This window comes from Cupriavidus sp. 09_S30 (assembly GCF_056930435.1).
Genome location: NZ_JBXOWI010000001.1, coordinates 3,436,157 through 3,457,026, shown reverse-complemented (window position 1 = coordinate 3,457,026; position 20,870 = coordinate 3,436,157). Strand labels below are relative to the sequence as shown.

20 protein-coding genes are annotated in these 20,870 nt (G+C 67.7%); 6 read left to right on the top strand and 14 right to left on the bottom strand.

Annotation, left to right across the window (positions count from 1 at the left end):
* Positions 1-27: 27 nt before the first annotated feature.
* On the bottom strand, positions 28-1,914 hold the full coding sequence (locus AC1Z3O_RS16145) for a tetratricopeptide repeat protein (protein ID WP_483516709.1): 1,887 nt from the start codon (positions 1,912-1,914) through the stop codon (positions 28-30).
* Positions 1,915-2,092: 178 nt separating this feature from the next.
* Here AC1Z3O_RS16145 and mutM point away from each other — a divergent pair, with 178 nt between their 5' ends.
* The 3 genes from mutM (at position 2,093) to mutY (ending at position 6,533) form a co-directional block, all read left to right on the top strand.
* A complete protein-coding gene (mutM, locus tag AC1Z3O_RS16140; protein WP_483516708.1) occupies positions 2,093-2,980 on the top strand; it encodes a bifunctional DNA-formamidopyrimidine glycosylase/DNA-(apurinic or apyrimidinic site) lyase in 888 nt (295 codons plus the stop codon).
* 268 nt (positions 2,981-3,248) lie between these two features.
* Complete coding sequence (locus AC1Z3O_RS16135; protein WP_483516707.1) at positions 3,249-5,201, top strand: dynamin family protein; 1,953 nt, start codon at positions 3,249-3,251, stop codon at positions 5,199-5,201.
* A gap of 156 nt (positions 5,202-5,357) precedes the next feature.
* On the top strand, positions 5,358-6,533 hold the full coding sequence (mutY, locus tag AC1Z3O_RS16130; RefSeq protein WP_483516706.1) for an A/G-specific adenine glycosylase: 1,176 nt from the start codon (positions 5,358-5,360) through the stop codon (positions 6,531-6,533).
* A 98-nt stretch (positions 6,534-6,631) separates the two neighbouring features.
* On the opposite strand, the gene AC1Z3O_RS16125 is transcribed toward mutY, so the two are convergent.
* The 11 genes from AC1Z3O_RS16125 to AC1Z3O_RS16075 form a co-directional block, all read right to left on the bottom strand.
* Positions 6,632-7,306, bottom strand: coding sequence for an LON peptidase substrate-binding domain-containing protein (locus AC1Z3O_RS16125; protein WP_483516705.1), 675 nt, complete (start codon positions 7,304-7,306; stop codon positions 6,632-6,634).
* 64 nt (positions 7,307-7,370) lie between these two features.
* Positions 7,371-8,258 carry an RNase adapter RapZ gene (rapZ, locus tag AC1Z3O_RS16120; RefSeq protein ID WP_483516704.1) on the bottom strand — a complete coding sequence of 296 codons (888 nt, stop codon included), beginning with the start codon at positions 8,256-8,258 and terminating at the stop codon, positions 7,371-7,373.
* Between the two features lie 135 nt (positions 8,259-8,393).
* On the bottom strand, positions 8,394-8,732 hold the full coding sequence (locus tag AC1Z3O_RS16115) for a PsiF family protein (protein WP_483516703.1): 339 nt from the start codon (positions 8,730-8,732) through the stop codon (positions 8,394-8,396).
* A gap of 172 nt (positions 8,733-8,904) precedes the next feature.
* A complete protein-coding gene (hprK, locus tag AC1Z3O_RS16110) occupies positions 8,905-9,876 on the bottom strand; it encodes an HPr(Ser) kinase/phosphatase (protein ID WP_483516702.1) in 972 nt (323 codons plus the stop codon).
* A gap of 80 nt (positions 9,877-9,956) precedes the next feature.
* Positions 9,957-10,412 carry a PTS IIA-like nitrogen regulatory protein PtsN gene (ptsN, locus tag AC1Z3O_RS16105; RefSeq protein WP_483516701.1) on the bottom strand — a complete coding sequence of 152 codons (456 nt, stop codon included), beginning with the start codon at positions 10,410-10,412 and terminating at the stop codon, positions 9,957-9,959.
* Between the two features lie 411 nt (positions 10,413-10,823).
* A complete protein-coding gene (gene hpf / locus AC1Z3O_RS16100; protein WP_483516700.1) occupies positions 10,824-11,174 on the bottom strand; it encodes a ribosome hibernation-promoting factor, HPF/YfiA family in 351 nt (116 codons plus the stop codon).
* A 49-nt stretch (positions 11,175-11,223) separates the two neighbouring features.
* Positions 11,224-12,699 carry an RNA polymerase factor sigma-54 gene (locus AC1Z3O_RS16095; RefSeq protein ID WP_483516699.1) on the bottom strand — a complete coding sequence of 492 codons (1,476 nt, stop codon included), beginning with the start codon at positions 12,697-12,699 and terminating at the stop codon, positions 11,224-11,226.
* A gap of 110 nt (positions 12,700-12,809) precedes the next feature.
* Positions 12,810-13,598, bottom strand: a complete 789-nt coding sequence (lptB, locus tag AC1Z3O_RS16090; RefSeq protein ID WP_483516698.1) for an LPS export ABC transporter ATP-binding protein — start codon at positions 13,596-13,598, stop codon at positions 12,810-12,812.
* A 25-nt stretch (positions 13,599-13,623) separates the two neighbouring features.
* Complete coding sequence (gene lptA / locus AC1Z3O_RS16085; RefSeq protein WP_483516697.1) at positions 13,624-14,253, bottom strand: lipopolysaccharide transport periplasmic protein LptA; 630 nt, start codon at positions 14,251-14,253, stop codon at positions 13,624-13,626.
* Positions 14,254-14,310: 57 nt separating this feature from the next.
* On the bottom strand, positions 14,311-14,940 hold the full coding sequence (gene lptC, locus AC1Z3O_RS16080; protein WP_483516696.1) for an LPS export ABC transporter periplasmic protein LptC: 630 nt from the start codon (positions 14,938-14,940) through the stop codon (positions 14,311-14,313).
* 16 nt (positions 14,941-14,956) lie between these two features.
* On the bottom strand, positions 14,957-15,940 hold the full coding sequence (locus AC1Z3O_RS16075; RefSeq protein WP_483516695.1) for a KpsF/GutQ family sugar-phosphate isomerase: 984 nt from the start codon (positions 15,938-15,940) through the stop codon (positions 14,957-14,959).
* Between the two features lie 150 nt (positions 15,941-16,090).
* Here AC1Z3O_RS16075 and AC1Z3O_RS16070 point away from each other — a divergent pair, with 150 nt between their 5' ends.
* Positions 16,091-18,070 (top strand): monovalent cation:proton antiporter family protein, encoded by a 1,980-nt coding sequence (locus tag AC1Z3O_RS16070; protein ID WP_483516694.1) that lies wholly within the window; start codon positions 16,091-16,093, stop codon positions 18,068-18,070.
* A gap of 29 nt (positions 18,071-18,099) precedes the next feature.
* On the opposite strand, the gene AC1Z3O_RS16065 is transcribed toward AC1Z3O_RS16070, so the two are convergent.
* Both AC1Z3O_RS16065 and AC1Z3O_RS16060 read right to left on the bottom strand, forming a co-directional pair.
* Positions 18,100-18,495, bottom strand: coding sequence for a ribbon-helix-helix domain-containing protein (locus AC1Z3O_RS16065; RefSeq protein ID WP_483516693.1), 396 nt, complete (start codon positions 18,493-18,495; stop codon positions 18,100-18,102).
* Between the two features lie 59 nt (positions 18,496-18,554).
* Positions 18,555-19,133 carry a DJ-1/PfpI family protein gene (locus AC1Z3O_RS16060; protein ID WP_483516692.1) on the bottom strand — a complete coding sequence of 193 codons (579 nt, stop codon included), beginning with the start codon at positions 19,131-19,133 and terminating at the stop codon, positions 18,555-18,557.
* Positions 19,134-19,363: 230 nt separating this feature from the next.
* Here AC1Z3O_RS16060 and AC1Z3O_RS16055 point away from each other — a divergent pair, with 230 nt between their 5' ends.
* Both AC1Z3O_RS16055 and AC1Z3O_RS16050 read left to right on the top strand, forming a co-directional pair.
* Complete coding sequence (locus tag AC1Z3O_RS16055; RefSeq protein WP_483516691.1) at positions 19,364-19,936, top strand: adenine phosphoribosyltransferase; 573 nt, start codon at positions 19,364-19,366, stop codon at positions 19,934-19,936.
* A gap of 141 nt (positions 19,937-20,077) precedes the next feature.
* Positions 20,078-20,689, top strand: coding sequence for a LysE family translocator (locus AC1Z3O_RS16050; protein ID WP_483516690.1), 612 nt, complete (start codon positions 20,078-20,080; stop codon positions 20,687-20,689).
* The last annotated feature ends 181 nt before the right edge of the window (positions 20,690-20,870 follow it).

Genomic DNA, 20,870 nt, shown 5'->3' with positions numbered 1-20,870 from the left:
GGGCGGGACCGGCGGGGCCGGATTGGATTACTTGGACAGCGTCACGTTGTAGCGGCGCAGTGTATCGATCAGGACTTCGTTGTCGGGCTCGGTCTTGGCGGCCTCGCCCCAGGTCTTGCGGGCCTCGTCGCGCTGGCCGAGCTGCCACAGCACCTCACCCAGGTGCGCGCCGATCTCGGCCCCCGGCGCCTTGGCATAGGCGGTCTTGAGCAGTACGACGGCGGGCTGCAGCTGGCCCATCCTGAACTTGACCCAGCCCAGGCTATCCATGATGTAGGGATCGTCGGGGCCGAGTTCGGTGGCCTTCTCCAGCAGCTTGAGCGCCTCGGGCAGCCGCTGGTTGCGGTCGGCCAGCGAATAGCCCAGCGCGTTGTAGCCGAGCTTCTGGTCGGGCAGCAGCGCGATCACCTTGCGCAGGCCCTTCTCCATGCTGTCATAGCGCTTCTCGCGCTCGTCGAGCATGGCCAGCTCGTAGATCCAGTCGGCGTTGTCGGGCTCGGCCGCGATGCGCTCGTTGAGCGCCTTGCGGGCACGGTCATAGGCCTTGACGTCGAGCAGCATCGCGATCTCGGTCTGGCGGATCGCGGCCATGCGTTGGGCGCGCTGGCCCGGGTCGGCGATATCCTCGGCATCGGCGATCATGTCGCCGAACACGGCTTCGGCCTCGTCGAGCTTGCCCATGCGCCCGAGCAACTGGGCGCGCTTGACGGCGACGGCCGTCTCCAGGCGGCTGTCGTCGATGCGGTCGAGCCAGTTGAGCGCGCCCTGGTAGTCCTTGCGCTGCTCGGCGATCTCGGCGAGGTACTGGTAGGCGATGTCGGGGCTGGCACCGGGCAGCGACTGGACCAGGCCCAGGTACTCCTTCAGGTATTGCTCGGCCTCGTCGTAGCGCTTGGCCTGCAGGCTGGTCAGGCCGAGCGCCAGCGGCACGCGGGGATCGTTAGGGGCGATGGCGCGCAGGGTCTCGAATTCCTTGCGCGCCTGCGCGGTCTCGCCGCGCTGCAGGTACAGGCGCGCCAGCATGATGTGCCCGTTGATCGAACCGGGTGTCTTGGCAATGAAGTGCTGCAGACCGGCGATCGCGGCGTCGGGCGACGAGTCGGCGCGCAGCTCGGCAGCCATCAGCGCGGCCGCCTCGTAATTGGGTCGCAGGCGCAGGGCCTCGTCCAGCGCGGTGAGCGCGCCGGGCACGTCGCCGGCCACTTCCCGGGCGCGCGCCAGCGCCAGGTGCGTTTCCGGCAGGCGGGCGTCACCGGCCGTCAGGCGCTGCAGCAGGGCGGCCGCGCCGGCCGGGTCGCTGGTGCGCGACAGTTGCTGCTGCAGCTGCAGGATGGCATCCGGACGCTGGGCCGCGGGCGTTTCTGCCAGTTCGTGCGCCAGCAGCGGCTCGGCATCGTCCCAGCGGCCGCTCAGCACCAGCAGGATGGACAGCACCTGCCGTGCGCTCGCGGAGCGCGGCGCCAAGTCGGTCCAGAGGCGCGCGGCATCGAGTGCCTGTTGCGACAGGCGCGCATTGAAGGCGATCTCCGTGGCACGCTGTGCGAAGCGCGGGTCGCGCGTATCGCGCGCCAGGTCGAGGTAGGTGCGGTAGGCTGGCCCGATCAGGCCGCGTTGCATCGAGATCTCGGCCGCCAGCACGCGGTAGAAAATGTCCGAGCTCAGCGGTACCGAGGGCAGCATCGCCCGGGCAGCGCGCTGCGCGGCAGCCTGCTCATCGGCCTGTCGGCCGGCGGCGGGTGCGGCGGGTGCGGCATGGGCGGCCCCGGCCAGGCCGAGCACGGCGGCCGTGCCGAGCATCAAGGCTCGCCGCAGCGCCTGTCGGGCAGGTTGCGCGCGCGGCCCGCTGTTCCGGGCAGCGCCTGCGAGAGCGGGAGGCGTGGAGTCGATCTGGTAACGGTCCTGGCGGTCCGACATATTGAGGTGAGCTCCGGCACTCGGTGAGGATGAAATTTGTAAAAGGCATTGTAGCGTGCCGCTACAATGCCTGGCTTGCGTGCATGCCGGCGAGCAGACATGCTGTGCGCCGCCATTGCGGCCTGCACTGGCGCTGTACGCGAACATCCATTGGAACGCTGGCGGAAGGAGAGGTTCGATGCCCGAGTTGCCGGAGGTCGAAGTGACCCGGCGCGGTTTGCTGCCCCATGTGACGGGGCGGCGCATCGCTGCGGTGACGGTACGCCACCGGGGCCTGCGCTGGCCGGTGGAACCGGGGCTGGAGGCGCTGCTGGCGGGCCGCGAGGTCCGCCGCATCGAGCGCCGGGGCAAGTACCTGCTGTTGGAGTGTATCGCGCCACCGGCTCCCGGAAATTCGGGGGCGGCGCCCGACAGCGGCTGGCTCATCATTCACCTCGGCATGACCGGCACCCTGCGTGTGCTGCCCGACGCGCCGCCCCCGGGGCCGCACGACCATGTCGACCTCGAACTGGCTGCCGGCGATGGCGCACAGCCGGGCGGCCCGCTGGTGCTGCGCTTTCGCGATCCGCGCCGTTTCGGCGCGGTGCTGTGGAGCCCGCTGCCCGAGGCGGAACTGCCGGGCCACCCGCTGCTGCGCGGCCTGGGCATCGAGCCCTTCGACGCCGGCTTCGATGGCGCCTGGCTGCACCGGCATACGCGTGGGCGCACCGCGGCCATCAAGACGGTGCTGCTGGCCGGCGATATCGTCGTCGGCGTGGGCAATATCTACGCCTCGGAAAGCCTGTTCCGTGCCGGTATCCGCCCGTCCACGCCCGCCGGCAGGCTGAGCCTGGCGCGCTGCGAACGGCTTGCCGTGGCCGTGCGCGAGATCCTGGCCGAGGCGATCGCGCGCGGTGGCAGCACCCTGCGCGACTTCGTCGGCAGTGATGGCTCGAGCGGTTATTTTCAGCTCGACTGCTGCGTCTATGATCGCGCCGGCAAGCCCTGCCGGACCTGCGGCACGCCGATCCGGCAGATCGTGCAGGGCCAGCGCTCCACCTTCTACTGCCCACATTGCCAGCGATGAGCCGCCCGGATCGCGCGGGGTAGCGTATCAGACACACCGGCCGCGGCCATCCGGACTGCCGACCGGCCGCAAGCGGGGCGGCAATGGGGTAGCAATGAGGTGGCGATGGCGCGGCGCAACAGTCTTATCTCGCCTGCCGGGAAATCCACAAATTGCCGCCGGAAACATGTATCGTGTGCTCTGTCATAGAGTGTTACAAAAAGGTATCCGTACGCGCCGGGGGGCGCGATGCGGACACCCTCAGTGGACATCAAGTCGAGCCAGCCCAATGACGACGACTCTCGCCCATCAATTCGAACAATATGGCGCCTGGAGGACCGGGGTGTTGACCGCCCTGGCCGAATTCCAGTCGTGGCTGCAGCAGTGCGACCTGTATGACGCACAGGCCGAAGAGCGCGTGCAGCGCATCCAGAACGTGCTCAGGAGCGACCGGCTGAAGGTTGCCTTCATCGCCGAGTTCTCGCGCGGCAAGAGCGAGCTGATCAACGCCATTTTCTTCGCCGACTATGGCCGCCGCATCCTGCCTTCGTCCGCCGGCCGCACGACCATGTGCCCGACCGAGCTGCGCTACGACGAGCAGGAGGCGCCATGCATCCGCCTGCTGCCCATCGAGACGCGGCTGCAGGACGCTTCCACCGCCGACTTCCTCGAAGCCGGCGCGGGGACCTCGCACTGGCACACGGTGCCGCTCGATCCCTCCTCGCCGGAGGGCATGCTGGCTGCCTTCCAGCACGTGGTCGAGACCATTCACGTGACACGTGCCGTGGCCGAGTCGCTCGGGCTGTACCACGAGGACGATCCCGATGCCGCCTGCACGGTCAGCGCCGACGGTACGGTCGAGATCTCGCGCTGGCGCCATGCCGTGATCAACTTCCCGCATCCGCTGCTGCGCCAGGGCCTGGTGATCCTCGACACGCCGGGGCTCAACGCCATCGGCACCGAGCCGGAGCTGACGCTGCGGCTGATCCCCGACGCGCATGTGGTGGTGTTCGTGCTGGCGGCCGACGCCGGCGTGACCAAGAGCGACCTGGAACTGTGGCGCAGCCACGTCGCCGCGGGCCACCGCAAGGGCTGCCTGGCGGTGCTCAACAAGATCGACGGCCTGTGGGATCCGCTGCGCACCGCCGAGCAGACCGAGCAGGAAATCGCGCGCCAGATCCGCAGCAGCGCCAAGGTGCTGGGCATCGGCGAAGACCGCGTCTATCCGGTGTCGGCACAGAAGGGGTTGGTGGCCAAGGTCACGCACGACGAGGTGCTGCTCGCGCGCAGCGGCATTCCGCGCTTCGAGCAGGTGCTGTCCGAGCAGTTGATCCCGCAACGGCGCGAGATCGCCGCCGAGCAGGTCGAGCGCTCGGTGCAGGAGATGGCGCGCGGCGCGCAGCAACTGCTGCAGGTCCGGCGCCGCGACATCGTCGAGCAGCTGTTCGAGTTGCGCGGCCTGCGCGGCAAGAACCACGCGATGGTCAAGCACATGCTGCTGCGCGTGCAGGCGGAGAAGGATGAATTCGAGCAGAGCATCGCCAAGTTCCAGGCCTTGCGGATGGTCTTCGGCCGCCACAGCGCCGAGATCATCAAGAGCCTGCAGTTGCGCGACGTGCGCGCCATCATGCGCGGCGCGCGCGAGCAGATGAAGGAGCGCTTCTTTTCGCGCGGCCTGCGCGACGAGATGGAGGCGTTGTTCGGGCGCCTGAATGCGCTGGTGAACGATGCCAATGGCCGCATCGTCGAGCTGCATCAGCTCACCGACGGCATGTACCGCCGCTTCAATGCCGAGCACGGCTTCACGCTGCCTGCGCCGATCCAGTTCCTGACCGCCCGCTACGCAAGTGAGCTGCAGGACATCCTGGCGCTGGCGAACAGCCACTTCGGCCCGGTCAGCATGCTGACGCGCTCGCGTCCGCAACTGGTGCAGAGCGCCTTCGCGACGATCGCCAGCCGTGTGCTCGACTCTTTCCGCGACCTGAACCGTGACATCGAGATCTGGCTCAAGTCCGTGATGACGCCGCTCGAGGCGCAAGTGCGCGAGCACCAGAAGCAGCTGCGCCGCCGCGTCGATTCGATCGAGCGCATCCACGAGGCCACCGACACGCTGGAGAACCGCATCGCCCAGCTCGAGGAGGTGCTCAACGGCCTGGATGAGCGCAGCGGACGCATCGCCTACTATGCGCAGCACGTACCGCAGCCGGAGGCGACGGATGCAGTGAGCGTGCAGGCAGCCTGAGCGCAGCGGGCGGGCGCAGGCTGTATCATGTGGCGGCCGTGAAGTCCGCCGCATCAAGGCCGCCGCATCTGCCAGCCTGGCAGGCGCGGCCGGCGAGCGGCATGCCCGCTGTCCCTCGCTATCCCACGCTATTCCCCGCTGTCCCCGTTCTTCGCCATGCCCCGCAAGCCTGCCACTGCTGTCCCCACCGAAACCCCCGATCCCCAGGTGCCCGACGATTTCGGCATGCGCGTGGTGAACTGGCAGCGCGCGCACGGACGCCATGACCTGCCCTGGCAGAACACGCGCGACGCGTATCGGATCTGGCTGTCGGAGATCATGCTGCAGCAGACCCAGGTCAGCGCCGTGATCGACTACTTCCAGCGCTTCGTGACGCGCTTGCCGACGGTGCAGGCGCTGGCCGATGCGCCGGCCGACGAAGTGATGGCGCTGTGGGCCGGGCTGGGCTACTACTCGCGCGCGCGCAATCTGCACCAGTGCGCGCGCCAGGTGGTGGCCGAGCACCAGGGGTGTTTCCCGACCGACCCGGCCGTCCTTGTCACGCTGCCCGGTATCGGCCGTTCCACTGCGGCGGCGATCGCGGCCTTCAGCGCCGGCGTGCGTTCGCCCATCTTGGACGGCAACGTCAAGCGCGTGTTCGCGCGCTTCTTCGGCATCCACGGGCATCCGGGCGAGAAGGCGATCGAGTCGCGCATGTGGCGGCTTGCCGAGGCTGCACTGCCGCCGGCCGGCCCGGGCCAGGACCGCGACATGGTGTCCTACACCCAGGGCCTGATGGACCTGGGCGCCACCGTTTGCTCGCGCGGCAAGCCGGCCTGCCTGTCCGATGCCGGTGCCTGCCCGCTGTCGGATGCCTGCGTGGCCCGGCGCGACGGGCTGACCGGCGTGCTGCCCAGTCCCAAGCCGCGCGCGGCCCTGCCCGAGCGCAGCACGGTGATGCTGCTGCTGCGGCGCGGGCGCGAGATCCTGCTGACGCTGCGCCCGGACAGCGGCATCTGGGGCGGCCTGTGGAGCCTGCCTGAATTACCCGTGACCACCGTGCCCTTCGATCCCGAGCACGCAGAGTACGCAGCGCTGGAATATGCCCGCAGCCATGGCGCGCCCACGCGCGCTGTCTTCTCCGGGGAGTTGACCCATGTCTTCACGCATTTCCGCCTGCTGATCCGCGCGGTGCGCGTCGACATGCCAGCGGCCACGGCGGTCAGGGACGCGGCAGCCGAGCCCGGAGCGGCCGGCCGCCGCTGGGTTTCCCTGGATGCACTGGATGAGGTGGGCGTGCCCGCGCCCGTGCGCAAGCTGCTGCTGGCGCAAGTGGCGCCCGGGCTGTTCTGATTCGGCGCGCGAGCCGTGCGATGGCCGGCGCCGGACGGCGGCAGGTCCGGGCGCTTACGGGGCACGAGCCGATCGGCCCTAGCCCACTGAACTAAAAACTAAACGATGTGGTGCTGCCGCATATAGCGGTGCACGATCTCGATGCGCATGCCGGCGTCGGGAAGGGCCATCAGCATCTGCTTGGCCTTGAGCGGCACCGGCAGCAGTTCGCACAGGCGGTTGGCGATCCAGCTCGGGTCGCCCCACTGGCAAGGTTCGGCGAACAGCTTCTTGCCGGGCGTCTCGGCATGGATCGCAGCGACGATCCGGCGCAGCGCCGCCGCGCATTCGCCGAGCAGTTCCAGCTTGCAGTCGATCACGTCGGGCGGCAGCAGTTCGGCGCGCGCCACCAGCAGGCCATCCTCGCGTGTGCTGTGCTCCAGCGCGCGGAAGCGCTGGCGGCCGCGTGTCTCGATCAGCAGCACGCCGAGCTGCTCCATATTGCAGTCGACGATCTCTGCCAGGCAGCCGATCGGCTCGGGTACCGTGGTGCTGCCCGGGCTTGCCACTTCTTCTCCGCTGCTGATCAGGCAGATGCCGAACGGCGTTCCGTCGCGCAGGCAGGTGCGCACCATGTCGACGTAGCGCGCCTCGAACACGCGCAGCGGCAGCCGGCCATCCGGGAACAGCACGGTGTGCAGTGGAAAGAGCGGCAGGCATTCCAGCGCCTGCTGCAGTGGGGTCGGGTCGGGACCGGCATGGCCGGTGGTGCTGCCTGGTATGGTGGAGGACATGCGCAAGCCAGCAAGGGCGTCAGGCGGGATTGCCTAGGCCGGGAGCGAGAACGCCCGGCGGCGGTCAGCCAGCCGGAACGAGTTCGCGGTGCCTCACCAGCACATTACCATGCACGCGGAAATAGCTGGCGAGCCTTTCCACAATATAGACGGAGCGATGCTGGCCGCCAGTGCAACCGATGGCTACCGTCAGGTAGCTGCGGTTGTCCACAATGAAGCTCGGCAGCCACTTTTCGACGTAGGCACGTATGTCTTCGGCCATTTCCAGCACCATCGGCTGGCTTTCCAGGAACTCCACCACCGGGGTGTCGCGCCCGGTCAGCGGGCGCAGTGCGAGGTCATAGAAGGGGTTGGGCAGCGAGCGCACGTCGAAGACGAGGTCGGCGTCGCTAGGCACGCCGTGCTTGAAGCCGAACGATTCGAACAGCAGCGTCAGGTGCAGCGGCTCGTCGCGGATGATCTCTTTGATCCACGCACGCAGCGTGTTGGTGCGCACGCTGCTGGTGTCGATGCGGTGAGCGGTCTCGGCCAGCGGATTGAGCAGTTCGCGCTCCATCTCGATGGCTTCGACCAGCGAAGTGTCGCTCAGGACCGGCTCGCCGCTGGGGGCCTGCGCGCTGTCGTCGGTGCGGATGGACAGCGGGTGGCGGCGGCGTGTCTCCGAATAGCGCTGCACCAGCGCCTCGTTGCTGGCCGTCAGGAAGATCACCTGCACCCGGTGTTCGGCACGCAGGTCTCCCAGCACATCGGGCAGCTTGTCGAGCGAATCGCGGCTGCGCACATCGATGGCGACGCCCAGGTGGGTATGGCCCTGCGACGCCAGGTAGCGGGCCAGCTCGGGCAGGAATTGCGCGGGCAGGTTGTCCACGCAGTAGTAGCCTGCGTCCTCGAGCACATTCAGTGCTACCGATTTGCCTGAGCCGGATATACCGGTGATAAGAATGATTCGCATAGCAGGGCAAGCATAGCACCCACTGGTGTCTCCGTCATGACGGACGGCACATAGGCCATGGCGCACCCCCGGGTCCACCATGGCCTGCCCACGGCCTGCGTGGCGCAGGCGCGTGCTCTTGGCGAAGGCGGTCGCTTACTTGGACAGGCAGTCCTTCATGAAGGACTTGTACTCGTCGCCCTTCTTGCCCTTGCCCTGCTTGCTGCATGCCGACATCTTTTCCTGCTGCGTCATCGGTGCCGCGGCAGGCTTGTTCGACAGGCACTCCTTCATGAAGGCCTTGCGCTCGTCGCCTTTCTTGCCGGCTGCCTGCGTATTGCATGCCTTCATCTTGTCCTGCTGCGTGTTGGCGGCAGGGGCCGCGGCCGCGGGGGCAGCGGGAGCAGCAGGGGCGGCGGGGGCCGAGCCCTGGGCGAACGCACCCGTGGCGAACAGCGGGGTCAGCAGTGCGCAGATCGCGATCATCTTCTTCATGCTCTTCTCCTGGCTGTGGAAGACTTCATGCCGCCCGCCATGCCGGCGTTGCGGCTTGTGACTGGGCCCGATGCCCATTACCGCACACAACGCGCGCCGCCGGCCTGCGTTGACGATCGCGCCCGTGTTCCTGTAAGCAATTGCAAACGGGCCGGCGGAGCGCCGGCCGGGGTCAGAGCAGTCTTCCCTGGCCACGCGAGACCGCGTCGGCCTGCATGGCGGCCCGCTGGCGATCCATGAAGTCGCGCAGGGTGTCGATGCCGCGCAGGCGCAGGATGGTGTTGCGCACAGCGGCTTCGACCAGCACTGCCAAGTTGCGGCCCGCCGCCACCTGGATCTTCACCATGTGAATCGGGAGCCCCAGCACGTCGAGGTATTGCGAATCCAGCGGCAGCCGCTCGAACTCGCCGTCGTTGCGGCGCACCAACTGCACCACCAGCTTGAGCTTCATCTTCCGGCGCACCGCCGTCTCGCCGAAGATGGTCTTGATGTCCAGCAGGCCCAGGCCGCGTACCTCGAGCAGGTTCTGCAGCAGCGGCGGGCAGCGCCCCTCGATGAAGTCCGGGCCCAGCCGCACGAAATCGACCGCGTCGTCGGCCACCAGGCCGTGGCCGCGGGAGATCAGTTCCAGGCCCAGTTCGCTCTTGCCGAGGCCCGACTCGCCCATGATCAGCACGCCCATGCCGAGGATGTCGAGGAACACGCCGTGCATGGTCACGCGCGGCGCGGAGATGCGCGACAGGTAGAGCCGCAGGTGGTCGATCACCGCCGCCGAGGAGACCGGGGTGGTGAACAGCGGCGTGGACGAGCGCGTGCAGCGCAGTTCCAGGTCAGGCGGCGGTTCCATGCCATCTGCGACCACCAGGAAGGGCGGCTCGAGCAGGATCAGCTCTCCCATCTGCCGCTTGCGCATCTCGTCGTCCAGCCGCTGGTAGTAGGTGATCTCGGGCTTGCCGAGCACCTGGATGCGGTTGGGGTGGATCAGGTTCAGGTGGCCCACCAGATCGGCGGCAGAAGTGGCCTCGCGGGCGAATTCCACGTCGAAGGCGCGATCCGCCCCTTCGAGACCCGCCACCCATGAGAGTTTGAGGTCGGCCGCGTTGTCATCGAAGATGGACTGGGAGGAGACGCCGGTGAGTTCCATGCGGGTAGGTCGTGTGGGGGCTTGGGAATGCTAGGACCGGCCGCGGGTGCCTTGGCCCGCACCTGCGGGCGGCAGCGAGGTCAGGGATGCCATTGGGTCAGCAGTTGGTGCACATCCTCGGGCGAGGGCAGCGTGGCCAGGCCCTCGCGCATGTCGCGGTCGGACAGCAGCTGAGCGATTTCCGACAGGATCTCCAGGTGCTGCTGCGTTGCCTGTTCGGGCACCAGCAGGAAGATCAGCAGCGAGACCGGCTTGCCATCGGGCGATTCGAAAGGGATCGGCTCGGCCAGGCGCATGAAGGCGGCCAGCGGTTGTTTCAGGCCCTTGATGCGGCCGTGGGGAATGGCCACGCCGGCGCCAAGACCCGTCGAGCCGAGCGATTCGCGCGCGAACAGGTTGTCGGTCACCGTGGCCCGTGCCACGCCATGGTTGTTCTCGAAGAGGAGCCCGGCTTGTTCGAAGACGCGCTTCTTGCTGGTGACGCTGACGTCGAGATTGATGTTGCCGGGTGGCAGCAATTTGGCCAAACGATTCATGGCAGATGCGCAGGAATTCCAATAAGCGGGCCGGTGCGCCTTGCGTCCGGCCGGGGGGGCAAAGAAGCGGAGTATCCGCTCGCTCCGCCGGTCGGGCGCCGGTATGCGGAGCATCCGGCCAATTATAGAGCAGCCCGCACGTCGCCTTGTGCGATGCGCAACCGGCCGCCCCATCGGGCTGGCTGGCCAGCGCCTTTCCTGCTGCAAGCGCAGCGAGCAGGCGAGCGTGACGGTTGCAGCAGTTCATGTATTGGAGAGCATACACCGCGCGGAGCCGCTTGCGTACTCCCCGAGGCGCGTGCGGTCCGCGCACCGGCGGTGGCCCAGAAAGCAAAAAACCGCGCAGAATGCGCGGTTCGTGGTCAGGCCTTTGTGCAGGTAGGCCGGATGACGGCCTCAAGGCTGATTGTTTTATTGTTGCATCTGCGCCGCGGCCATCTGGTACTTCACAGATTCGCGGTCGTGACTTTGCACGCGGTCCTTGTAGCGGATGACCTGGCGGTCCAGCTTGTCGACGAGGGCGTCGATGGCCGCGTACAGGTCCTCGTGGTGGGCTTCGACGAAGATGTCCTTGCCCCGCAGGTGCAGATTGATTTCCGCGTACTGGCGCCGGTCCTTTTCCTTGTGATTGTCGACAGAGAGCAGCACGCTTACGCCAATGACTTGATCGAAATGCCTGACGATACGCTCCAGCTTCGTTTCCACGTACTCACGCAGAGGCGGCGTGATGTCCAGGTGGTGTCCACTGATCTTGAAGTTCATAGCGCTTCTCCTTCTGAAAGAGCCGCACCAGGCAGGCGATGCGGCTCGGCTACAAAGACTTGCGGAGATTGACTGCGGGGATTTTGAGAGCTTCGCGGTACTTGGCAACCGTTCGGCGCGCTACGACGAAGCCCTGATCGCCCAGCAATTCGGCAATTCGGCTGTCGGACAAAGGGTTCTTAGGGTCCTCGGCTCCTATCAGTTGCTTTATCAGGGCTCGAATTGCCGTTGATGAAGCTGCACCACCCGTTTCCGTGGACACATGGCTGCCGAAGAAGTACTTCAGCTCGAACGTGCCCATTGGGGTGGCCATGTATTTGTTTGTCGTCACCCGAGAGATGGTTGACTCGTGTAATCCCAGTGTATCGGCAATCTCCCGCAAAACCAAGGGGCGCATGGCGATTTCACCGTGGCTGAAGAAGTTCCTTTGACGCTCGACAATTGCCTGCGAGACGCGCAGGATCGTGTCGAAACGCTGCTGGATGTTCTTGATCAGCCAGCGCGCTTCCTGCAGCTTCTGCTGCAGGCCGGCAGCGCCCGATTCCCCCTTGGCGCCACGCAGGATCTGCGCGTACATGTCATTGATGCGCAGGCGCGGCATCACGTCGGGATTCAGTTGTGCGATCCAGCCGCCGCCGCTCTTGCGCACGAACACGTCGGGCACGACGAAGTCAGCCTGAGGGCGATTGTAGGCATGGCCGGGATAGGGCGCGAGCGAGCGGATCAGTTCGTGCGCGGCCTTCAGCGCTGCCTCGTCTACCTGCAGTGCCTTCTTCAGCCGGGTGTAGTCGCGCGCGGCCAGCAGCTCGAGGTGGCGGGTGACGATCACCAGCGCCAGTTCGCGCTGCGGATGCGACAGGCGGCGCAACTGCAGCGCCAGGCATTCGGCGGCATTGCGCGCGCCCACGCCCGGTGGGTCGAAGCTCTGCAGCAGCGCAAGCATGGCCTGCACTTCCTCGATCTCGAAGGCCAGTTCTTCAGGCAGTTCTTCGCAGATTTCCTGCAGCGTGGCGCTGAGGTAGCCGTCGTCGTCCAGCGATTCGATCAGGAAGATGGCGAGGCCCTTGTCGCGCGCGGAGATTTTCAGCGGCGCGAGTTGCTCCATCAGGTGCTCGCGCAGCGTCGGATCGGCATCGCGCAGTTGCAGCGGTGCCTTTTCGTCTTCGTCGCCCTGGGGGCGGCGTGCGAAATCGTCCAGGCTCCAGTCGTTGCCGTAGTCGTCGGCGCCATCGCCGTAGCGGTCTTCATCGCCGCCGGCTTCGTCGGCGCGTGCCTCGCCGTTGCCCTGGCCATCTGCCGGGGCCGGCGCGGGCGCGCTCTGCACATTGATGCTGCCATCGGCCGCCACGCGCAGCGGGCTTTCGATCCAGTCGTTCTCGCGCTCCAGCAGGGGGTTCTCGATCAGCGCCTGCTCGACTTCCTGCTGCAATTCCAGCGTGGAAAGCTGCAGCAGCCGGATCGACTGCTGAAGCTGTGGGGTGAGGGCAAGATGCTGGGAGAGGCGGAGCTGAAGCGACGGTTTCATGCGGCCTATTCTATGCCCATCCGCATGGCTATGGAACGAAAATTGCTATCGCTTTTGCCGTGCCGTAGACGGTGGACATCGGCGTGCATCGGTGGCGCGAGGCCACCCCGTCACATGCGGAAATTCTCGCCCAGGTAGACCCGGCGCACCGACTCGTTGGCGATGATTTCCTGGGGCCGTCCTTGGGCCAGCACTGCCCCTTCGCTGATGATGTAGGCGTGGTCGCAGATGCCCAGCGTTTCGCGCACGTTGTGATCGGTGATCAGTACGCCGATGTTGCGTGCCTTCAGGAAGCTCACGATGCGCTGGATCTCGCCCACCGCGATCGGGTCCACGCCCGCGAAGGGTTCGTCGAGCAGGATGAAGCGCGGCGAAGAGGCCAGCGCCCGCGCGATTTCCACGCGGCGGCGCTCGCCGCCCGACAGCGACAGTGCGGGGTTTTCGCGCAGGTGCGTGATCTGCAGGTCGTCCAGCAGTCCGACGAGGCGGCGGTCGATCTCCTCGCGCGACAGCGGCTTGCCGTTCACCACCTGCAGCTCCAGCACGGCGCGGATGTTCTCCTCGACGTTGAGCTTGCGGAAGACCGAGGCTTCCTGGGGCAGGTAGGACAGGCCCATGCGCGCGCGCTCGTGGATGGCCAGGCCGCTCAGGTGCAGGCCGTCGAGCACGATGTCGCCCTCGTCCAGCGCCACCAGGCCCACGATCATGTAGAAGGAGGTGGTCTTGCCGGCGCCGTTGGGGCCGAGCAGGCCGACCACTTCGCCGCTCTTGACGTCGAGCGAGACGTCCTTGACCACCGTGCGCGAGCCGTAGCGCTTCTTCAGGTGGCGCACCGTCAGCGTGCTGCCCTCCGCGAGCTGGGCGGCGGCGGTGGCGGGGGCGAACTGGGTATCGGTCATGAGGGCAGACTGGTAAGGCAGGGGTTCAGGACTTCGACGGCGCGGGCGCGGGCTTGAGCTGGAGCGGCGCGGCGGCCGGCGCGCTGGCCGGCTGGCGCGGCGAAAGCACCGCGCGCACGCGCCCGGACGGGCTGCCGGCCGTGCTGTTGTCGCCGCCGCCGGTGGCGGTGTAGTACTCCTTGTTGCTGTCGTAGGTGATGACAGCCCCGCGGATCTCGTCGACCTGCTTGGCGCCGGCCAGCCGCGCCATGCGGGCCTGGCCGATCAGCTTGGAGATGCCCTGCTTGCCGTCGTACTCGATGCGGTCGCCCCAGCCGTCGATGTATTCGTCGACGTTGTCGCGCTTCTGGCGGATGTAGGCGAGCTTGCCCGGGCTGGCCGTAGCGATCGCGAACTGGTAGCCCTCGGCGTCGGTGCGCAGCTCGGCGGCGTCCGATTTCAGCACCATGGTGCCCTTGGTCAGCACGACGTTGCCGGTCAGCGTGTAGACCTGCTTCACGTCGTCGTAGCTGGCGTTGTCGGCCTCCAGCACCAGCGGCTTGTCACGGTCGGCACGTTCGGCGTGGGCAGCGGGCGCCAGGCAGAGCGCCGCGGCCGCGGCCAGCAGGGCGGGCGCGGTACGGGCGCGGAACCACGTCGTCAAGGCAGGAATCATGATGGCGAGTCGAAGGAGAGTACGGCGGGAGCAGGGCTCCGCGCGCGGTTGCATTGCTTAGGATTTCGGCGCGTCCGCGGCGCGCGGCGCGGTGATGATCGTGCCGCGCACGTTGCCGAGCAATTGTACTTCGCGCGTGACGTTGTTGAAGATCAGGCCGTTGGCTGTCATCTCGGATGCGCCGCGCGTCAGCTGTACCGGCTTGTCCGTCTTGACGATATCGTCGTTGACGAGGATCCGGAAGTATTCCGAGGCGGCGGTCATCTTCGGGTCCTGTTTCGGGTCGGCGCCCTGGGAGCGGATGACGAAGCCATTGTCGTACAGGTCGATGATGGAGCCGTCCGCATTCATCTTGCCGCGGTCCGCGCGGCCGCTCACCGGCGGGCGCCCGGGCTGGTAGGCGCGCATCGCCGGCAGGGTGAACGCGTAGGTCTGGTCGTCATCATAGTGGACCATCTTGTCGCCATTGAAGCGCAGCTTGGTGTTGCCGCTTTCGTCCAGCTCGGTGGCGGAGAAGCGATCCATGTAGTAGTCCGGCTCGTGGCGCTTGACTTGCGGGCCGGCCACCTTCTCGCGCGGCGAGTTGATCTGCACCAGCCAGAAGGTGCTGCCTGCCACCAGCGCCATCAGCAGCATGGGCAGGGCGCGCATCGCGAGCCGGCTGAGGGAAGACAGAATGGACTGCATGGTCGCGCGTCCTGCCTCAGATGACTTTGGCACGCGTCAGGTCGTGGATGTGCAGCGCGCCGACCAGGCGTCCGTCATCGTCCACTACCAGCAGCTGGTTGATGCGATTGGCCTCCATCAGCTGCACGGCCTCGACTGCCAGGCGGTCGGGGCCGATGCTGCGCGGGCTGCGGTGCATCACTTCGGCGATCGGCACGGTCTTCCAGTCGCGGGGCGTTTCCAGCAGGCGGCGCAGGTCGCCGTCGGTGAAGACGCCCACCGCGCGGCCGTCCGCGTCGACCACGGCCGTCATGGCCATGCCCTTGCGCGTGATCTCCATCAGCGCCTGCGCCAGCGGTGTGGTCTCGCGCACCTCGGGCACGGCATTGCCGCTGCGCATCACATCGCGCACATGGGTCAGCAGCTTGCGGCCCAGCGCGCCGCCCGGGTGCGAGCGGGCGAAGTCTTCCTCACCGAAGCCGCGTGCATCCAGCACAGCCACCGCCAGCGCGTCGCCCAGGGCCAGCGCCGCGGTGGTGCTGGCAGTCGGCGCCAGGTTCAGCGGGCAGGCTTCCTTCTCGACGCCGGCGTCCAGGTGCACGTCGGCCAGCTTGGCCAGCGTGGACGCCTGGTTGCCGGTGATGGAGATCAGCTTGGCGCCGATGCGCTTGACGATCGGGAGGATGGCGAGCAGCTCACCCGTCTCGCCGGAATTGGAGAAGGCGACCAGCACGTCGTCGCGGGTGACCATGCCGAGGTCGCCATGGCTGGCCTCGGCCGGATGCACGAAGAAGGCCGGCGTGCCGGTGGAGGCCAGCGTGGCGGCCACCTTGCGTCCGATATGGCCGGACTTGCCGATGCCGGAAACGACGACGCGGCCGCTGCAATGCAGGATGAGCTGCACCGCGCGCGCGAACTCGTCGGTCAGGCGGGCGGACAGGGCCGCCACGGCGTCGGCCTCGATTTGCAGGGTATTGCGAGCGAGCTTAAGTGCTCGATCGGCATCGAAATTAGCTATCATGGCGACGAAGTATACCAACGAATGCGATGGCGTCTGGCCCGCCCCAGCCGGGGGGCGTTTCCGGGCGGCAACCGCGCTTGCCGCGTCCCGTCGGCGGGCGGCCCGCGAGGGGCGGCCTGTGCGCCAGGCCGGCCCACCCTGAGCCTCTCGATGCATTCTCCGCTGGAACTCACCCTGGTGCTGCTGGCCGCTGCCGTGTTCGGCGTGGTCGCCTTCCGTATGCTGCAACTGCCACCCATGCTGGGCTACCTGGCGGTGGGCATCCTGATCGGGCCGAACGCGCTCGGGCTGGCCGGCGATTCGGGGCAGATCCAGTACCTGGCCGAGTTCGGCGTGGTCTTCCTGATGTTCTCGATCGGGCTGGAGTTCAGCCTCGGCAAGCTGCACGCGATGCGGCGGCTGGTGTTCGGCCTCGGCGGCTCGCAGGTGGTGCTGACGATGCTGGCGGTGGTGCCCGCCAGCCTGCTGTTCAACTGGCTGTTCCACCTGAGCTGGCAAGCGTCGATCGCCATCGGCGGCGCCCTTGCCATGTCGTCCACCGCCATCGTCTCCAAGATGCTGTCCGAGCGCATGGAGCTGGAGACCGAACACGGGCGCAACATCATCAGCGTGCTGCTGTTCCAGGACCTGGCGGTGGTGCCGCTGCTGATCGTCATTCCCGCGCTGTCGCGCAACCCGGGCGACATGGCGGCCGCGCTGATGCTGGCGGCGGTGAAGATCGTGGTGGCGCTGAGCCTGATCTTCTTCGTCGGCAAGAACCTGATGAGCCGCTGGTTCCACGTGGTGGCGGCGCGCCGCTCGCAGGAACTGTTCATGCTGAACCTGCTGCTGGTCACGCTGGGCATGGCGGCGCTGACCGAGCGGCTCGGCCTGTCGATGGCGCTGGGCGCCTTCATCGGCGGCATGCTGATTTCCGAGACGCCGTACCGGCACCAGGTGGAGGAGGACATCAAGCCCTTCCGCGACGTGCTGCTCGGGCTGTTCTTCGTCACCATCGGCATGCTGCTCAATGTGCGCGTGGTGCTCGACCACATCTGGCTGGTGCTGTTGCTGCTGGTGCTGCCCATCCTCTTCAAGTTCGTGCTGATCGCCTTGCTGGCGCGTGCCTTCGGCTCGCGCCAGGGGGTGGCCATGCGCACCGGCCTGGGCCTGGCGCAGGCGGGCGAGTTCGGCTTCGTGCTGCTCAACCAGATCGGGGGGCAGAACCTGGTCGATCCCGTGCTGGTCCAGGTGATCCTGGCGTCCATGCTGCTGTCGATGCTCGCCGCGCCCTTCCTGATCCAGTACAGCGATGCCATCGTGCTGCGCTTCGCGGCCAACGAATGGCTGCTGCAGTCGCTCAATATGACGCGCATTGCGGCGCAGAGCCTGCAGACCGAGAAGCACGCCATCATCTGCGGCTACGGCCGCAGCGGGCAGAACCTGGCGCGCATGCTCGAGCGCGAAGGCATCGCCTACGTGGCGCTCGACCTCGACCCGGACCGGGTGCGCGAGGCGGCGGGCGCGGGCGAGACGGTGGTCTACGGCGACGCCGGCCGGCGCGAAGCGCTGATCGCGGCAGGTATCCACCGCGCGGCGGCGCTGATCGTCACCTATGCCAACACGCCGTCGGCGCTGCGTGTGCTGCACCATGTCCAGGAACTGGAGCCGGGGCTGCCGGTCATCGTGCGTACCGTCGACGATTCCGAGCTCGACGCGCTGCAGAAGGCAGGTGCGACGGAAGTGGTGCCCGAGATCATCGAGGGCAGCCTGATGCTGGCCTCGCACGCCCTGGTGCTGCTGGGCGTGCCGATGCGCCGTGTCGTGCGCGGTGTGCAGCAGGCGCGCGATGCGCGCTACAGCCTGCTGCGCGGCTATTTCCATGGGCGCGATGACGAGGAAGACATGGTGGAGCGCGACTCGGTGCGCCTGCGATCGATTTCGCTCGGCATGCAGGCGAGCTCGGTGGGGCGCCGGCTCGGCGCCCTGGGCCTGGAGCAGATGGGCGTGGAGGTCACCGCGGTGCGCCGGCGCGGCATCCGGGCCTTCGATCCGCAGACCGACACGGTGCTGGAGCCCGGCGACATCCTGGTGCTGCGGGGCCCGCCCGAGGCGCTCGACGGCGCCGAGCAGCGGCTGCTGGCCGGCTAGCTGCGCGCTGGATGGATTGCCGGCGGCGCTCAGGCCGCCGCGCGGCGGCCGGCCGGGACGGGTTTGCCGGCGGGCTCCACCCAGGATGGCGGCAGGTCGCGCAGCACGGCAGCGGGATCGAGCGAACGGATCGGCACGCGCGGATCCGCCGGAATGCGTCCCTCGCCCTGCAGCATCAGGTAGCGCAGGCAGCACACCCGAAGAAAGGATGAGAAGTTCGCTGCCTCGCCGCGGTGGGCGGCGAGTTCGTCATGCAGCCGGGTGATCAGCTGGTTGACGGTCATGCCGTCGCGCTGCGCGAGCTCCTCCAGCACTTCCCAGAACAGCTTTTCCAGCCGGATGCTGGTAGCCACGCCGTGCAGGCGTAGCGAGCGCGACTGGCACAGGTAGGAATCCGGATTGGCCCGGATGAAGATCTCGCACATCGGCGGCTCCTGCGAGGCGGCGGCACGCTGCGATTCCGGCGTGCCGCGTTCGGAAGTCCCTAATGTACGATCCGCGTGCCCAGCACGGCAAGGAACTGCCCCAGCCAGGCCGGGTGGGCCGGCCAGGCCGGCGCGGTCACCAGATTGCCGTCGGTATGGGCCTGGTCGACGGCGATCTCGGCATAGCTGCCGCCGGCCAGTCGCACTTCCGGTGCGCAGGCCGGATAGGCCGAGCAGCTGCGGCCCTCCAACACCCCGGCGGCAGCCAGCAGCTGCGCCCCGTGGCAGACCGCCGCGATCGGTTTGCCGGCGCCGGCGAAGTGGCGCACGATCTCCAGCACTCTCGCGTTGAGCCGCAGGTATTCCGGCGCGCGGCCGCCCGGAATGAGCAGGGCGTCGTAGGCAGCCGGATCCACCTCGGCGAAGGTGGCGTTCAGCGTGAAATTGTGGCCGCGCTTCTCGCTGTAGGTCTGGTCGCCCTCGAAGTCATGGATGGCGGTGGCGCATTGCTCGCCCGCCTTCTTGTCCGGGCAGGCGGCGTGCACGATGTGGCCTACCATCTGCAGCGCCTGGAACGGCACCATGGTCTCGTAATCCTCGGCATAGTCACCCACCAGCATCAAAATCTTCTTGGCCATCGCTGTCTCCTGTATGGTTACGGCTGCACGGCCCCGCACCGGACCCATTCCGGCGCGGCGGCCCCGCGTCTTGCGGCGCGAACCATTGTGTTGCCGTCCGGCGCGGCGCGGGTGTTAACCCGCTACCGCAACGGCATGCCGATCCGGCTCCAGGGCTCGATACAACGCTTTACCAGACGCTTGCAGACGTTTTTCAAGGCATTCCCAGCACCGTTCCAGGTTCCCACACCATGTCCGACATCAAGATCGACTCGCCCGAACTGGGCGACGTCTCCAGCTACCTGCGCGACCGCATCCGTACCGTGCCCGACTGGCCGCAGCCCGGCGTGCAGTTCCGCGACATCACGCCGCTGCTGCAGGATCCCAAGACGCTGCGCGTGCTGGTCGACGTGTTCGTGCACCGCTACATGGATGCGCGGCTCGACTTTGTGGCCGGCATCGACGCGCGCGGCTTCATCCTGGGCGCCATCGTCGCCTACGAACTGAATCTCGGCTTTGTGCCGATCCGCAAGAAGGGCAAGCTGCCCTTCCAGACGGTGGCCGAGGAGTACGAGCTGGAATACGGCAGTGCCACTGTGGAGATCCACGCGGATGCCTGCAAGCCGGGCGACCGCGTGCTGCTGATCGACGACCTGATCGCCACCGGCGGCACCATGATGGCCGGCCGCAAGCTGCTGGAGCGGCTCGGCGGCGTGGTGGTGGAGGGCGCTGCCATCGTGGACCTGCCCGAACTGGGCGGCTCGCGCCTGCTGCGCGACGGCGGCCTGCCGCTGTTCACGGTCTGCCGCTTCGACGGACATTGAGCTGGCCTAGGCGAGGCGGCGGTGGCGCCAGGTAGTGCCCCGAGGCATCGCCGCGCGGGCCGTCCCGCCCGTTCTACAATGCCGCGATCGGCGCGGTCCCTGCCTGCTTGCCGATTGCCCGTCCTATCCGGAGAGCCGACCATGCCTGACCTGCTGCTGTTCCTTCTCACCTCGGTGGCCATCACGGTGGCGCCTGGGCCGGACAATCTGCAGGTATTGGCGCGCGGCATGGCCCAGGGCCGCCGCGCCGGTGTGGCCGCCGGGCTCGGCTTCGCCTCCGGCTGCCTGGTGCACACCATGGTGGCCGCGGTCGGCCTGGCCGCCGTGCTGCGTTCCTCGCCCCACGTCTTCCAGGCGATCAAGCTGGCCGGCGCGGTCTACCTGATCTGGCTGGGCATCCAGGCGCTGCGCGCGCGCGGCGCACTGGCGGGCGGCGTCGACCCCGCCGACGTGCCGCTGGGCAAGATTTTCCGCCAGAGCGTGCTGGCCAACCTGATGAACCCCAAGGTCACGCTCTTCTTCCTGGTCTTCCTGCCGCAGTTCGTCCGTGCCGATGCGGCCAACGCGGGGTGGCAGATGTTGCTGCTGGGCGTGGTGTTCATGCTGCAGACGGCGGTGGTGTTCACGGCCTTCGCCCTGTTCGCCGGCACGCTCGGCGGCTGGCTCAGGCGCCGGCCCGGCGCCGGCCGCTGGCTGGACCGCATGGCCGGCGCCATCTTCCTGGCGCTCGGCATCAAGGTCGCGCTGCCCTGAGTCGCTGCCCTGATTTGCGGCCCGGACATGCCGCCCGGACCAGCGGCAGGTGTGGGCGCGGCGGCCGGATGCCCCTGGCCGGACACACGCGCATGGCGCAGCGGCGCAAGCGCCGCGCAGCGCCCGCTGCCGCTCCTTGTGATGTTGCCCACACCCAGTCGGGGGCGCATAATGCCCCATT

Excerpts from the sequence above, each read along its gene's own strand:
- AC1Z3O_RS16145 (WP_483516709.1), bottom strand. The coding sequence starts at position 1,914 with ATGTCGGACCGCCAGGACCGTTACCAGATCGACTCCACGCCTCCCGCT.
- mutM (WP_483516708.1), top strand. The coding sequence starts at position 2,093 with ATGCCCGAGTTGCCGGAGGTCGAAGTGACCCGGCGCGGTTTGCTGCCC.
- AC1Z3O_RS16135 (WP_483516707.1), top strand. The coding sequence starts at position 3,249 with ATGACGACGACTCTCGCCCATCAATTCGAACAATATGGCGCCTGGAGG.
- mutY (WP_483516706.1), top strand. The coding sequence starts at position 5,358 with ATGCCCCGCAAGCCTGCCACTGCTGTCCCCACCGAAACCCCCGATCCC.
- AC1Z3O_RS16125 (WP_483516705.1), bottom strand. The coding sequence starts at position 7,306 with ATGTCCTCCACCATACCAGGCAGCACCACCGGCCATGCCGGTCCCGAC.
- rapZ (WP_483516704.1), bottom strand. The coding sequence starts at position 8,258 with ATGCGAATCATTCTTATCACCGGTATATCCGGCTCAGGCAAATCGGTA.
- AC1Z3O_RS16115 (WP_483516703.1), bottom strand. The coding sequence starts at position 8,732 with ATGAAGAAGATGATCGCGATCTGCGCACTGCTGACCCCGCTGTTCGCC.
- hprK (WP_483516702.1), bottom strand. The coding sequence starts at position 9,876 with ATGGAACTCACCGGCGTCTCCTCCCAGTCCATCTTCGATGACAACGCG.
- ptsN (WP_483516701.1), bottom strand. The coding sequence starts at position 10,412 with ATGAATCGTTTGGCCAAATTGCTGCCACCCGGCAACATCAATCTCGAC.
- hpf (WP_483516700.1), bottom strand. The coding sequence starts at position 11,174 with ATGAACTTCAAGATCAGTGGACACCACCTGGACATCACGCCGCCTCTG.
- AC1Z3O_RS16095 (WP_483516699.1), bottom strand. The coding sequence starts at position 12,699 with ATGAAACCGTCGCTTCAGCTCCGCCTCTCCCAGCATCTTGCCCTCACC.
- lptB (WP_483516698.1), bottom strand. The coding sequence starts at position 13,598 with ATGACCGATACCCAGTTCGCCCCCGCCACCGCCGCCGCCCAGCTCGCG.
- lptA (WP_483516697.1), bottom strand. The coding sequence starts at position 14,253 with ATGATTCCTGCCTTGACGACGTGGTTCCGCGCCCGTACCGCGCCCGCC.
- lptC (WP_483516696.1), bottom strand. The coding sequence starts at position 14,940 with ATGCAGTCCATTCTGTCTTCCCTCAGCCGGCTCGCGATGCGCGCCCTG.
- AC1Z3O_RS16075 (WP_483516695.1), bottom strand. The coding sequence starts at position 15,940 with ATGATAGCTAATTTCGATGCCGATCGAGCACTTAAGCTCGCTCGCAAT.
- AC1Z3O_RS16070 (WP_483516694.1), top strand. The coding sequence starts at position 16,091 with ATGCATTCTCCGCTGGAACTCACCCTGGTGCTGCTGGCCGCTGCCGTG.
- AC1Z3O_RS16065 (WP_483516693.1), bottom strand. The coding sequence starts at position 18,495 with ATGTGCGAGATCTTCATCCGGGCCAATCCGGATTCCTACCTGTGCCAG.
- AC1Z3O_RS16060 (WP_483516692.1), bottom strand. The coding sequence starts at position 19,133 with ATGGCCAAGAAGATTTTGATGCTGGTGGGTGACTATGCCGAGGATTAC.
- AC1Z3O_RS16055 (WP_483516691.1), top strand. The coding sequence starts at position 19,364 with ATGTCCGACATCAAGATCGACTCGCCCGAACTGGGCGACGTCTCCAGC.
- AC1Z3O_RS16050 (WP_483516690.1), top strand. The coding sequence starts at position 20,078 with ATGCCTGACCTGCTGCTGTTCCTTCTCACCTCGGTGGCCATCACGGTG.